General features: G+C 58.3%; 12 protein-coding genes, 1 tRNA gene and 1 pseudogene. 1 reads left to right on the top strand and 13 read right to left on the bottom strand.

Going from position 1 to position 13,297, the window contains the following annotated elements; genetic code table 11:
• Window positions 1-62: 62 nt before the first annotated feature.
• The 11 genes from HMPREF3148_RS09110 to HMPREF3148_RS09060 form a co-directional block, all read right to left on the bottom strand.
• A complete protein-coding gene (locus tag HMPREF3148_RS09110) occupies window positions 63-713 on the bottom strand; it encodes a response regulator (protein WP_049062931.1) in 651 nt (216 codons plus the stop codon).
• A 6-nt stretch (window positions 714-719) separates the two neighbouring features.
• Window positions 720-968, bottom strand: a complete 249-nt coding sequence (locus HMPREF3148_RS09105) for a hypothetical protein (protein ID WP_070509032.1) — start codon at window positions 966-968, stop codon at window positions 720-722.
• 62 nt (window positions 969-1,030) lie between these two features.
• A complete protein-coding gene (locus HMPREF3148_RS09100; RefSeq protein ID WP_049159950.1) occupies window positions 1,031-2,119 on the bottom strand; it encodes a sensor histidine kinase in 1,089 nt (362 codons plus the stop codon).
• A 16-nt stretch (window positions 2,120-2,135) separates the two neighbouring features.
• Window positions 2,136-2,408 (bottom strand): cell division protein CrgA, encoded by a 273-nt coding sequence (crgA, locus tag HMPREF3148_RS09095; protein ID WP_005530630.1) that lies wholly within the window; start codon window positions 2,406-2,408, stop codon window positions 2,136-2,138.
• A gap of 70 nt (window positions 2,409-2,478) precedes the next feature.
• Window positions 2,479-4,434 carry a Stk1 family PASTA domain-containing Ser/Thr kinase gene (pknB, locus tag HMPREF3148_RS09090; protein ID WP_070509030.1) on the bottom strand — a complete coding sequence of 652 codons (1,956 nt, stop codon included), beginning with the start codon at window positions 4,432-4,434 and terminating at the stop codon, window positions 2,479-2,481.
• A gap of 3 nt (window positions 4,435-4,437) precedes the next feature.
• Window positions 4,438-5,880, bottom strand: a complete 1,443-nt coding sequence (locus tag HMPREF3148_RS09085; protein ID WP_049062936.1) for a serine/threonine-protein kinase — start codon at window positions 5,878-5,880, stop codon at window positions 4,438-4,440.
• A gap of 2 nt (window positions 5,881-5,882) precedes the next feature.
• Window positions 5,883-7,310, bottom strand: coding sequence for a penicillin-binding transpeptidase domain-containing protein (locus HMPREF3148_RS09080; protein ID WP_049062938.1), 1,428 nt, complete (start codon window positions 7,308-7,310; stop codon window positions 5,883-5,885).
• Window positions 7,307-8,659, bottom strand: coding sequence for an FtsW/RodA/SpoVE family cell cycle protein (locus HMPREF3148_RS09075; RefSeq protein ID WP_049151998.1), 1,353 nt, complete (start codon window positions 8,657-8,659; stop codon window positions 7,307-7,309). Before HMPREF3148_RS09075 ends, HMPREF3148_RS09080 begins: the two co-directional genes overlap by 4 nt.
• On the bottom strand, window positions 8,660-10,021 hold the full coding sequence (locus HMPREF3148_RS09070) for a PP2C family protein-serine/threonine phosphatase (protein WP_049151997.1): 1,362 nt from the start codon (window positions 10,019-10,021) through the stop codon (window positions 8,660-8,662).
• Window positions 10,018-10,470, bottom strand: a complete 453-nt coding sequence (locus HMPREF3148_RS09065; protein ID WP_005530622.1) for an FHA domain-containing protein FhaB/FipA — start codon at window positions 10,468-10,470, stop codon at window positions 10,018-10,020. Before HMPREF3148_RS09065 ends, HMPREF3148_RS09070 begins: the two co-directional genes overlap by 4 nt.
• Window positions 10,471-10,497: 27 nt before the next feature.
• Window positions 10,498-11,331 carry a DUF3662 and FHA domain-containing protein gene (locus tag HMPREF3148_RS09060; protein ID WP_046646656.1) on the bottom strand — a complete coding sequence of 278 codons (834 nt, stop codon included), beginning with the start codon at window positions 11,329-11,331 and terminating at the stop codon, window positions 10,498-10,500.
• A 191-nt stretch (window positions 11,332-11,522) separates the two neighbouring features.
• Here HMPREF3148_RS09060 and HMPREF3148_RS09055 point away from each other — a divergent pair.
• Window positions 11,523-11,607: transfer RNA gene (locus HMPREF3148_RS09055), tRNA-Leu, on the top strand.
• Window positions 11,608-11,748: 141 nt separating this feature from the next.
• Here HMPREF3148_RS09055 and HMPREF3148_RS09050 read toward each other — a convergent pair.
• Window positions 11,749-12,927, bottom strand: a complete 1,179-nt coding sequence (locus HMPREF3148_RS09050) for an IS256-like element ISCre1 family transposase (RefSeq protein ID WP_013887464.1) — start codon at window positions 12,925-12,927, stop codon at window positions 11,749-11,751.
• Between the two features lie 264 nt (window positions 12,928-13,191).
• Window positions 13,192-13,297, bottom strand: a pseudogene (locus HMPREF3148_RS14060) (DDE-type integrase/transposase/recombinase); the annotation flags it as partial.

Genomic DNA, 13,297 nt, shown 5'->3' with positions numbered 1-13,297 from the left:
CACAGAATCAATGCACTCTAAAACCGGAAGAGCCGTATTAAGCCGTGTTCTAGCCTCAGTGCCTAGCTACCTGCCCCGCCTAAAATCTTGGTGACGAGATTTAGGCGGGTGCTTGCGTTAAAGGTGACGATGAGGCTGGAGACGTGCTTTTTCACCGAGGATTCTGAGATCTTCAGCGCTGCTGCGATCTCGGAATTCGAATTGCCCTGTAGCAGCAGCTTCAGCACGTTGATCTCGCCGTTGCTCAGCGAATGCGATTCGATGGCAGCGGCGACTGGGTCTTTACGAGGAGCATCGCCGATGTATCCCACCAGGCGATGCATCGCTACTGGCGCTACAACGGTTCCGCCGTGGATTGCCTCCCGGACAGCATCGATGATGGATTGGGGTCGCTGATTTTTCAGAATGTAACCAGCACCGCCCTCTTGCAGGATCTTGAGCATGGTGTCATCCGAATCAAAGGATGTCACTGCCAAGAACACAGGCGGGGAGGGGTACTGCTTGATGCGGCGCAGCAAGGTGATGCCGTCCATCGTGGGCATGTGTATATCTGCCAGGACGATGTCAACATCAACTTGTTCCAGCATTGAGAGGCATTCTGCGCCATTGGCTGCCTCAGCTACCACCGAGATGTCATCGGTGGTTTCGAAATAAAGTCGTAGCGATGAGCGGACCAGCGGGTCATCATCAACGAGGAAGACTCGAATGGACATCGAGGTTTACTTGCGGTACTTTGCGCACCACCAACGCTGCGGGCTGGTGGAGCAGCGGAAGAGGTTGGCAGCGTCTTCCGCCATGGAGGTGTAGTAGGTGAAGCCACCGGTGTAGGCGGTCTCGTTGGTGGTTTCAGTTTGAGTGGCAGACTCAGCGGAGCTGGAAGAACCGAAAGAAGAAGCAGCGCTAGCAAATGGGGTGCTCGTCAAGCAAAGGACCGCACCGGCTGCGGCTGCAACGAAACGAAAACGCATGTAGATACTCCTATTGGGACGGGAAATAAAGACGATGGGCCTTAGCCTACTACAAGGTAATTTTATCTGCGCACCATACTTGAAAGCGGGATGTATAGCGTGCTAATCCACATTCCGTTTTTAGGTCCGCTGCTAAAAGTGCCGTTGGCTGCTGCGACACGTTTTTGAATTTCGGAAATGCCCAATCCGGTGGTTATGTGTTGATCGGCCTGTGCTTTGGCGATGACAGAGCGAATTTGGAAATCGATGCCGCGGTGGTTGCGTTTGAACACGATGGCAATTTGTGAGTCTGCAGCGGTGTATTTGATGAGGTTTGCACAGAGCTCTGAAAAGACCAAATGCAGGTCATTGGGCAGCGCCATGGTTCGCGCTAGTTTTCCGAGTCTGCCTTCCACGGTGCAATCAAACCCATGGCTGTGCAGGAAGGACTGCATCTCTTCGAGCTCTTCAGCAGCGGTTGAACGTGCTTTCTTGAGCAGAGGTTCGTCTTCGTTCTTCATCAGGCGGAGTAGATCGCGGACTTCACCCATGGCCTTGCGTGCGTCGTCGGCGATAGCTGCGGAGTTTTCTTTTAGTTTTGGGTCGGTGCCCATGAGTCCGAGAGTCTCCGAGCGCATGACCACCGAGGTTAATGTGGTGGCCACTGAATCATGCAAGGTGGTCATCAGCGCGTGCCGGTATTCCTGGCTACGCTGTTCAGCCGCTTGCTGGCGCTGACGTGCCTTCTTTAGCGAGACACCAACGATGATTCCCGCGACATTGAAGGCAGCCACTAACAAGAAGCTAAAGAGATCCAGCGAAGCCAGCACGCCTTGGGTTGGATCGACAATTGAGAGTAGGACCAATACGAGCCCGGGGATAACGGCGTGAGTCCACGGGCGTCGGTAGGAAATAAGTCCTACGATCACTGCACTCCATGCTAGAAGCAAAAGGGAGCGCCATTCGGGATGCCATCCACAAATAGCAAAAAGCACGCTATATGCCGCAGCCGCCCACAGCGGGTGGTTCATACCGAGCGGGGTAAGAGCCACGCCGAGGGCCGCTAGCAATAGCGCGCCAGGGGAGAGGAATTGCGGATCGGTGGCCACGGTCAGCATCACCACGATGATGCAGCCGACGCCAGCGAAACGATAGAACCTCGTAGAGTTCACGGTCTGGGGATGAAGTCTAGCGCCAGCCCATGGTCATCAGGAGGCCGATGATGGCTAGGCCGAAACCGATGCCGTAGTTCCAGGCGCCGAGCTCCTGCATGAACGGGATGGACTCGCCAGCCAGGTAGTTAACCACGAGCCATAGCAGGCCGATGACCATCAGGCCCAGCATGATGGCGATGTACCACTTCGGCGTGCCCTCGGAATTGATCTTGACCGGAGTGCGGTTGGCCGCAGAGCTAGAGGACTGCGGAACGCCCGAGCTCTGGGTGATCTTTGACTTTGGCATTGCTAAACCTTCAACTTTTCTTTAGGCATTCTTTTTAACGGTTACTTTAGCAGGCGAAATTCGTCTGCTACTAGCGTGGGAGCAGCGCCGAGGCGTTGAACTCCCAAACGCGGAGCTCCACGGTTGCATTCTTGCGGATGAGGTCGCCCGAGTTAACGGAGGCCCAGCCGACGCGGCCGTTATCCACCAGCGCACCGGTAGGAACAACGGGGCCGGTGCGCACGCTACCCTGCCAGCCGGCAGAGCGCAGCGCGGATTCAGCCTCAGAAGGCGTCTTGTGCAACAGGTCCGGTGCCGTAATCAGCATGCCATTGGAGACCTCAATCGTGACGGTCTCACCCTTCGCCAGTTTCCTGCCTTGGTTGCTCACCGACACCACCCGGTCTTCCGGCTCCTGCGAGTCAACGACGTTCACGTTGACCTTGAAGCCAACGGATTCCAGCATGCTGACAGCGCGTGCTTGTGGCATGCCGGTGACGTCTGGAACCTGAGCTTCTTCCTTGCCCTTAGACACGGTGACCTTAACCTTTGAGCCCTTGGAAAGCTGCGAGCCGCCGGCTGGGTTCTGCGAGACGATCTCACCAGCCGGCGCGTCGTCGTTGGTCTCCTCGATCTTGTCGTTGAGGGAAAGACCGGCGTCGGAAAGCGCCTTGCCTGCCTCTTCCAACGTCATTCCGGAGAGATCCGGGACCTCAGTGATCTCGTCGCCCGAGGAAACGGTCAGCGTCACAGAAGAGCCTTTTTGCAACTCAGAGCCCGGAGCCGGATTGATGCGAATGACCTTGTTGCGGTCAATGTCGGGATTAGCCTCTTCATTGACAGTGACCAAAAGGCCCATCTTCTCAAGTTCTGCCACAACCTCATTGCGCGGACGCTTTTCCACCTTCGGCACCACGACCATGTTGGCGCGCGCCGCAGCGTCTTCGCGTTGCTGTTGTTCGATGCGGCTTTCCTCGCGGGAGGACTGCCAGAAGTCCCAGGCAAAATAGCCCATGATGGCAACCAAAAGACCCGCTAGGAACAAAGCGAGCCATTTCAACCCGTTGCCGCCCTCGTCATCCTCAGAAGGGCGCGTGGATTTCACCGGCGCGCGGTGCTGGCCAACCGACGCATCCGCGACCGGCGCGACCATGGCCGTGGGGTGCTCTTCTACAGTGACGTGCCCGCGGGCAGCTTCGGTGAGCTGGCCATTGCCCATCCGCCTTAGATCCTCGCCCATCTCCCACGCAGACTGGTAGCGATCCGCTGGGTGCTTGGCCATAGCGGTCAAGATGACGGCATCGATGTTGAGACGTTGCGTATCGGTTAGATGCTGCACGTCCACGTACTGGGTCGGTGGAACTGGGTCCTCTTGGACGTGCTGGTAGGCCACCGCGAATGGTGTCTCGCCTTCGAAGGGAGTGCGGCCGGTGACCGCCTCGTACATGACACAGCCCAAGGCATAAACGTCGGAGCGGGCATCGGCAGGTTTGCCACGGGCCTGTTCCGGGGAAAGATACTGGGCAGTGCCGATGACGGCAGAGGTCTGCGTCATGGCTGAGGTGGAGTCATCCAGAGCGCGGGCGATGCCGAAGTCCATCACCTTTACCTGGCCGGTGCCAGTCAGCATGATGTTTGCCGGCTTGATATCGCGGTGGATGATTCCCGCCTCGTGGGAGGCCTGCAATGCGTCGGCGACAGGCGCCAAAATCTGTGCAGCTTCCTGCGAAGGGAGCGGACCATCTTCGCGCACGATATCGCGCAGAGTACGTCCGTTGACCAGCTCCATCACGATATAAGGGATGGTCAGGCCGTTGACGTCCTTCTCACCGGTGTCAAACACCGACACGATGTTCGGGTGATTGAGTCTGCTGGAGTTTTGCGCCTCGCGGCGGAAGCGCTCACGAAAGTTGACGTCGCGCGCCATCTCAGGGCGCAGCATTTTTACAGCAACCGTGCGTCCCAGAACTGTGTCTTCAGCCTCGTAGACCTCAGACATGCCGCCAGATCCGATGACGTGGCGGAGGTGATAGCGGTCATTGCCCATGTTCTAGGCACCATCCTGGGGTAGTAGTTTCTCAAAGGGGTTTTCAGGCTGCGAGTTTACTTCGGAATTAGCAGTTGTCTGTTCATTGACCTGCGTCTCCTGCTCTTCTGTGGCGGGAATTTCCTGTTCGGTGGAAGGTTCAACTGGCTGTACGGGCGTCGGAGTCTGTTGCTGTGAGGTTTTCGGCTCCACCGAGTGCGTGGTTGTTACTGTCACTTCTTCCGGAGTATCCTCCGTGGATTCTTCGGGCGTGATGACTTCAGTGGTGACAGGGCCACGGTATTCCGTCACCACGATGGACTCGGGGGTGCGGGATGTCTCTTCCGATTCTCCAGTGCCTTTGAAGAAGTTGGCGGCGAAAAATCCCAGTGCCACGAGCGCCGCAATGGCCGCAGCGATGAGTAGACCGACGCCAAAGCCGGAGCTCTCCTTGCTTTTTTGCTGGTGGTTGGCCGCCGGGCGTGGGGTGTCCTTGACCGGCGCGTACTCAGGAGTAGCGGTCTTCGGGTTGGCCACGCTGGCCAGCATTTCCGTCGATGCGGACGGGGAAGGCTCAGCAGCGAGCGGCGCGAGCGCAGCAGACTTGGGCTGCGGAGGACGCTGGCCGTCACGCACCGCGGAGATGGCGTTGGTGAACTCGTTGCCATCGGCAAAACGGGTGGTGGGATCCTTACGGAGCGAAATTCCGATGAGCTCACGAGCAGGTGCGCTAATCGACGTCGAGAGCGCCTCCGGCGCCTGGCTGATGTGGGCAAGCGCCACGGAGACCGAGGAGTCGCCGCTAAACGGGCGCTTGCCGGCCAGCATTTCATAACCGACAACGCCGAGGGAGTAGACGTCGGAAGCCGGCGTCACGTCGAGGCCCTGCGCCTGCTCCGGGGAGACGTATTGTGCGGTGCCCACCACCATGCCCGTGCGGGTCAGCGGAACAGCGGCTGCGGCTTTTGCGATGCCGAAGTCGGTGATCTTGACCTGTCCATTTTGGGTGATCATGAGATTGCCGGGCTTGATGTCGCGGTGCACCAGGCCCATTCGGTGAATGACAGAAAGTCCGTGTGCTGCCTGCTCCATGACGTCGAGCGCTAGGGACTCAGGCAAAGCGCCCTCGCGCGCCAGGAGATCCGCCAAAGACTCACCGCGCACGTATTCCAAAGCCATGAAGCAGAACGTGCGGCCGTTGTCCTCTAGCTCACGGTAGTCATAGGTGGCCACGACGTTCTCAGAGGAGATGGACTCGGCTGACTTGGCCTCGTTCTGGAAACGGCTCAAGAACTCATTGTTGTCCGAGAACTCTGGCCGCAGAACCTTGAGGGCAACCTCGCGGTCGCCATGGACGTCGTCAGCGAGCCACACAGTAGACATGCCGCCGTGGCCGATAATCCACTGCAGCTGGTAGTCGTCGCCGATGAGATGCTGGAGATGCTCTTTATTATCTGAGTTGCTCACTTTTACTGTCCTCCATATGCGCGCAGGATGGCGCGTCCGATAGGGGAAGAAACCTGGCCGCCGGTGGCAGACTCGCCGAGATTGCCACCGTCTTTGACCACGACGGCGACGGCAATGTCGCGGTCCGGATCGAACGCGACGTACCACACGTGTGGAGGCAGGCCTTCGCCGTGCTCTGCGGTGCCGGTCTTGGAAGCAAAGGAGTTGCCATCGTAGCCGAAGGTCGAGTGCTCCGAGCTGTACATCATTTCTTTGATCGTGTTCGCAACATCCTCCGTTACCGCTTGCTTGGCTTGGCGAGGTTTGGTCGCGCGGATCTCATTCATCTGCGCATCAGTGATGCGGTTGATGAGGTAGGGCTCCATGCGCTTGCCCTTGTTGGCAATGGTGCCAGCCATAATGGCCGCCTGCAGTGCAGACATGGTCACGTCTCGCTGACCGATGACGGACTGGGCAACCTGCGCGCCGTCGGCGAGCTCGCCCAAATTACCGGCAGCACTGTTGACCCCGAGATCATATTTTTCGCCCACGCCGAAAGCCTCGGCGTACTTGCGCAACTCTTCAGCGCCGATGGATTCAGACATCTCCACAAAGGCGGTGTTGCAGGAAAGGGCGAAGGCAGTCTGCAAGGTAACGGACTGGGAGCCGCCACACACCTCGTTTCCGTAGTTGGTCAGCTCCGTCACGGAATCCGGCAGCACGATGGACTTAGCACCCGTCAGCGAGGAGCTGGGGTTGAAACCGTTGTTGAGGCCGGCCGCGGTGGTGATGATCTTGAAAATCGAGCCCGGTGGCAAGGTGTCCTGCGTGGCGTGGTTGAGAAGCGGCGCTCCCGCCTGCTCCTGCAGTGCGGTCCAGGTGTCGTCGGCGTTGTCACCCAGCAGGTCATTTGTGTTGTAGCTCGGTGAGGAAGCCATGGCCAGGATCTTGCCGGTGGAAGGCTGGATCGCCACCGCGGCGCCATTGTAGCCAGGGCCGGTGAGCTGGTCATAAGCAGCCTGCTGAAGGGCAGGATCGATGGTTACCTCGACGTTGGCGCCTACCTTTTCCTTGCCGGAGATGGTGTCGAGCCAGTTCTGGGCAAGCAGCGAATCGTCAGTGCCGTTGAGGATGTCATTCTGGGAAGCCTCCAGCTGGGAAGCACCAAACTGCGTCGATAAGTAGCCTGTGATGTTGGAAAAGGCCGGGGAGTCAGTGGGGTAGGAACGCGAGTAATTGCCCTCGGAGTCCGCAGTGGACTTAGCCAAGACGGTGTCCCCTGCGAAAATCTGGCCGCGTGGGGTGGACTGCATGGCGTAGTAGCCACGCATGTTTCTCGGGTTATGCGCGTACTTGTCGTCTGAAAATGCCTGCACCACAGTGAGGTTGATCAACAGAACTGCGGTCAGAAGGACGGCGAAGAGAGAGACGAGGCGGATCGACTTATTCATCGGGTTGCCTCCTGTACAGCGGGGAACATGGATGTGTCGCTCGGCGCGTTGCTGGTGGTCTCACGCGCCGGGCGGCGAGCTGCATTAGAGATCCGCAGCAGGATTGCCAGGAGCATGTAGTTGGCCATCAGCGAGGAACCGCCGGCGGACATGAATGGGGTGGTCAGGCCGGTCATCGGCAGCATTGCAGAAATGCCGCCAGTGACCACGAAGACCTGCACGGCCAGCGTCAAGGACAGGCCGGATGCCACGAGCTTGCCGTAGGAATCGCGGGACTTCAGTGCGGTGTTGAAGCCGCGGGAGATCAGCATGGCGAACATGATGAGCACGGCTGCCAAGCCTATGAGGCCGAACTCCTCACCGATTCCGGCGAGGATGAAGTCGGAGTGCGCGACCGGCACGATCTCTGGGTGGCCCTGGCCCAAGCCGGTGCCAGAGATGCCGCCCGAGGACATGCCGAACAATGCCTGGGATAACTGGTATCCGCCGTTGTCATAGTTGCCGAGCGGGTCCAGGAAGTTGGAAAAGCGCAGCTGAATCTTCGACGAGATCTGGTAAATGCCGAAGCCGCCAACACCCACGAGGAGCAAGCCAATGAGCAGCCAGCTGACACGGCCCGTGGCCATAAATAGCATGCCTAAGACCGTGGAGAACAGCAGCAGCGCTGGGCCAAAGTCATTGGAGATGCCCATGATGACGATCGCGATGCCCCAAATCACCAGAATCGGTGCGAGGTCGCGTAGACGCGGCAGGGAAAGCCCCAAGAACTTGTAGCCGGCTACCGTGAACAGCGAACGCTTCTGGGTCAGCAGCATGGCGAAGAACAAGATCAGCATGATCTTGGAGAACTCACCCGGCTGGATGGAGAAAGGTCCAAGCCACAGCCAGATACGGGCCTCAACTCCTGGGGGCTGCGGCCATACCAGCGGCAGTGCCAGAAGGACCAGGCCAGCTGCACCCAGGATGTAGGAATAGCGAGTCAGCGAACGGTGATCTCGCAAAACCACCAGCACCAGGACGAACAGAATGAGACCGACGATGGTCCACATCACCTGGCGGGTTGCCAGGTTACCATCATTGGCGAGGTCCAAGCGCGCCAGCATAATTAGGCCCGTGCCGTTGAGCAGCGAGACTATAGGCAGCATCAGCTGATCGGAGTGCGGCGCCAAGAAACACAGCGCTAAATGCGCGACAGTGAACACGCCGATGAATCCACCGATGAGGTAGAGGACATCCACGGTGAGGATGTTGCCCTGGGAAAGCTCCAGGCTTACGAGGGTGATGGCAAAGACGAGGGTTGCCAGGATCAGCAGCCCGAGCTCCGTGCCACGGGAAAAAACCTTCTTCACTTAACTCACCTCCCGGCAAGTAACTCCTGGTTTCGCGGCTTTGTTTTCTAACTTCTTGTCCGTTTTTCCGCTGGGCGCGGTGATGCAAGGCTTGAGTGCCTTGGAGGACAAGGTCGACAGTTGGGTCTGAACCTCCGCATAGGTACCGGAGGGCAGGTTTCCAACCGCAGCGCGCTCGGAATCTGGAAGGTCGCTCACCTTGAACGCGGAGAAGTCTCCCTCGCAGGGCGCGGAGCCCAGACGCAAAGTATTTGCCTTATCGATGCACGCATTTTGGTACTGGTGTTGCAGCGAGCGGCCGAAGATGGAGAAGTCCACGCCTTGGTGGATCGTTATCACTTTCTCTTCGCCGATGGCTACGTAGAAGTTGTTCGAAATCTCGTTCTTGGTCCAGAATCCGCTGCCGATGACGAGCACAAGCACAGCCACGAGTGCGCCGATGATCTTCCAGCCCACCTTTTTCTTGGGACTGTGAGGCTCCTCGGACTCTTCATCTTCTTCTGCGGCCTGCCGGGACGCAGCAATGCTTGGCGACGCCTCCCGCGGGCGCGTCAGCGCCGCCGCCCGACTCGCAGCGGAGTCGGGGTGAGTAGGTTCTGGGACAACGCCGGCGATCGCGCCGACGGTGACAGGCGAGCTGTCACCCTTGCCCTCAACCACTTCCGCCAGGACGATAGTCACGTTGTCCGGACCGCCGGAGCGCAGGGCGAGATCGCGGAGGGTTACCGCGGCGTCGTCAAGCGTGCCCTGGCCCAGCGCCAACTCAATGGTGGAGGCTGTGACGGGATCGGACAAGCCGTCGGAGCACAGCAGCAGGCGGTCTCCGACCTTGGCGTCCAGCATGAACAAGGTGGGTTCCACCGGGCGGCCGGTATAGGCCTTGAGGATGAGCGACTTCTGCGGGTGTGAAGAGACGTCAGCTGGGTCGAGGCGACCCTCATCCACCAGGGACTGCACATAGGTGTCGTCCTTGGTGATCTGCGTCAACTTGCCCGCGCGCAGGCGGTAACCACGGGAGTCACCGACGTGGCAGACACCAAACTCGGAACCGTTGAACATCATCGCGGTCAGCGTGGTGCCCATGCCCTCGGTCTCTGGGTGCTGCTCGACGTGCGCTGCGATGGACGCGTTTGCATCCTCAGCTGCGGCGCCCAGGAGGGCGAGCATGTCGTTGTCCTCGGGGTCTTGCTCGAGGTGTTCCAAGTGCTCGACCATGAGCTTGGATGCGACCTCGCCTGCGGCGTGGCCTCCCATGCCGTCAGCCAAAAGCAAAAGATGGGGACCGGCGTGCGCGCTGTCCTCATTGTTTTGGCGTACTAGGCCGCGGTCAGTAATCGCGGTGAATTTTAGGCTCAATGTCATGCCATCAACCTCACGGTCGTGCGGCCAAGTTTGATGTCGCTGCCAACGCCAACTCGTTCCGGCTGGTCAATGCGAACGCCACCGACGAAGGTGCCGTTGCGGGATTCAAGGTCTTCAATAAACCATTCGCTGCCGCGGCGGAAAAGCCGGGCGTGATGACCGGAAGAAAAGTCATCACCTGTGACAAAGTCACAGTCTTGGGCGCGGCCCATAGTGCATTCCTCGAGGGTGCCCAACTGCATGTGGGAGCCGCGTAGCGGACCATCCACGATGTTGATCTGCTTAGGAACTTCGCGGCGCCGCGGGGAAGACTTAGTTTGCGCTGAGGGCTGATACACGCCGGCAGCCTTGTTGGCGTCTCGGCGCATCGCATTCAAGGCCACCAGGATGAAAAGCCACAACAGTGCGAGCAGGCCGATGCGCAGAGCTAACAAAACGACCGAATCCATGGTGACCTCCTTTCTCTCGAGCTTGTATTAGTAGTTTTTGTTTGGCTGTGTACCGGTGATACGAACCTCGATGTGGGAATGGCCCATGGTGATGACGTCACCGTCTGCCAGGAGCCAGTTATCGATTGGGGTTTCGTTCACGGTGGTGCCGTTGGTGGACTGTAGGTCTACCAGGATGGCGTCTTGGCCGTTCCAGGTAATTTCAGCATGCTGACGGGACACGCCGGTGTCTGGCAAGCGAAGGTCGGCGTCGTTGCTGCGGCCGATGATGTTGGAACCTTCCTGCACGTGGTACACGCGGGAGGAACCGTCCTGCAGCATGAGGTTGACAGCTGGGCCATGTGGCTGCGGCTGCTCCGGCTGCTGGTTCTGTGCCAAAAAAGCGGTGGTTGCGGCCTCATCTGCATTATTGGGGTTAGTCATATGGTCCTCCTGACCATCGTCTTCGTGGAAGATTGCGTCAAATCCGGTTTCCTCAGTGGGCTCGTGATCGATGAACGAGGACACGCGGAGCTGTCCTGTACGCAATCCCGATTCCTCCGCGATGCGCACGATGACCGGGCCGGCGAAGGCCCAGCCGTGGTTCCTGACAAAGCGGGTGAGTTGCTCGGCGAAATCCGCAGGAAGATCTCTGTTTTGAGAGAGGTTCTCCAAATCCTTGGAGGACACGCCTACGGTCATAACGTTGGGGCTGTAGAGATTCGCATCGTCTCCGCGTGCGAGATTGTCCTGCGCTTCTTGCTTGAGGAGCTCTTCAATCTCAGCAGGGACGACCTTGCCTCCGAAGACAAAGGCCATGCCGTTGTCTAAGCCTCGCTGCATGGCGGAATCCAGCTTCGCGAGCCTTTCAAGTAATGCCACGTGCTGTCCTCCTTTTCTATAGCAGCGCTAATTATAAGGTGCCTACCCCTTCTAAACGTAGCCGTACAGGCCAAAGTTCCCAGGTTTATCCGGGGCTTTTCCCCAGAAAAGTTTGGCTTTGCCAGCGGATTTGTTATCAATATGCTGCTGCATGCTAATGTTAGTTGGTCGCCAAGACATTTAGGTACCCAGCCCGGGTGGCGGAATTGGCAGACGCGCTGGCTTCAGGTGCCAGTGTCCTTATAGGACGTGCGGGTTCAAGTCCCGCCCCGGGCACGCTGAGCAGTTCAACAAACTGCTACACCGGAGGTCACAAACTCGAAAGGGTTCGTCACCTCCGGTTTCTTTACTTTTCTGAACTTTAGCGTTCGAGGGTTAAGCGACAAAATGTGTGTCTGCTATCGGCGTGTCGCGGGGTTAGATGTGGCCTTTTTGGATGCCGATTGAGTGTGTGTACTCGGTATCGATACCGTTGTCGTAGAGGGCTGGTTGTCCTGTTTCATAGTCGGCTTGGTTCTCGTTTCGGGTCAGGGTTGTAACTTTGGCGAGTTGGTTCTGGCCCCAGTTGGACTGTCTGGCGATTTCTATTGGATCGCCAGGCAGTTCCGTTTTCAGATACAGCCACCAATCCAGCATTTTGCGTTGGTGCTCACCGCGTCTGCCGCGATGAGTTCTTGCAAGGAGCTTCAGCTGGGCGTTGATGCCGCCTTCAAGACTGTTGGTGGTGGATTTGATCCGGTGCGGCTCGAGCACACCTTTCGGGGGCTTGAGGTAGACAAACAGCAGGTCATTGCGCCACAGGTGGTTGAGACTGTTGTAGGCCTTGCGCACGTTGACATGGGTCCACACGAGTGTGTCTTTTGCTGTTTTCGGGTCTTTGACCTGTGTCTTTTCGTTGAGCCAATCCTTGTAGAGCGTGTGAAACTCTTGCAGTTGTGCACCCCATTGTGCAGCCTCGTCCAGGGTGGTGATGCGGGTGAGTTTCAGCGCGAGTCGGTAGATGGTGCGGCCAGCATCAGTGCGTGGTCGTGAGGTGGTGTAGCGGCGTACTCTGCGTTGGGCGTGCACGAGGCAGCGTTGGATTTTGGTGTTTGGCCAGCACGTTTTAATTGCGCTTGTGGCTCCTCGGCCACCGTCGATCACAGCGATCAACGGTGCTTCGATGCGCTCGAGCAGGCGCTTGTAGTCGTGTGTGGTTTCTTGTTTGCACCAGTGCCAGGCGATGACGTGGTCGAGCGTTGCCGCCACGATCAGACAGCCACCTGCGGTGTAGGTGCCGTCGATGAAGATCTGGTCGTAGACCCTGCCTGTATGGCCGATGGTCGGGTCAGGCACGTCAACCAGCCAAAAGGCATCGAATTTGCGCTGCAGCGTACGTGTCGAGCAGCTCATGTTGCCGGCGATCGCCGCAAGACTGGTCCCGGCGGTCAGGTGCTGGATGAACGCACGAAATAGGGCTGCGTTGGTGATATCGCTGCGCTGCTTGGTCAGTGAAGCACCGCAGATTTTGCACCGCCACCGGGTCGTCCCGTTGCTGGTGGTGCCGTTTCGTTTCATATCGCCGCCACAATGGCAGCGTGGTCGGTTCTTTGGCATTGGGCAACCGAACCACCGCTCCGTAGCACACCATGGCAGCCACACCGGGGATTTTCGCAAGAGAGGGCCAATATATGCTTTTGGAGCATATATTTTCCGCAAACGCGGAGTTCAGAGCATGAAAATCAACGATTCCGGACACACATTTTGTCGCTTAACCCGCGTTCGAGGATTGCAAGTGTGGGGATTTACATCCTAACTCCCGCTTTCGGCTTTCGTACTTTTGTTTTCGATGGTGTCAATAAGTCATCTTGATTGTTGTCTTGATCTGACGGCCTTGGCCAGGAAACGTTCCGCTGCGGCCACGTTCTGCTTCGAAGAGAGGTAAAAGTCCAGGGTCTGGCCACCGGCGGTGATCGCCCGATAGAGG

The sequence above is a fragment of the Corynebacterium sp. HMSC05D08 genome (assembly GCF_001807215.1).
Taxonomy (GTDB): Bacteria; Actinomycetota; Actinomycetes; order Mycobacteriales; family Mycobacteriaceae; genus Corynebacterium; species Corynebacterium striatum.
The sequence above is the reverse complement of the archived record's forward strand: the minus strand, read 5'-3'. Positions and strand labels throughout refer to the sequence as shown.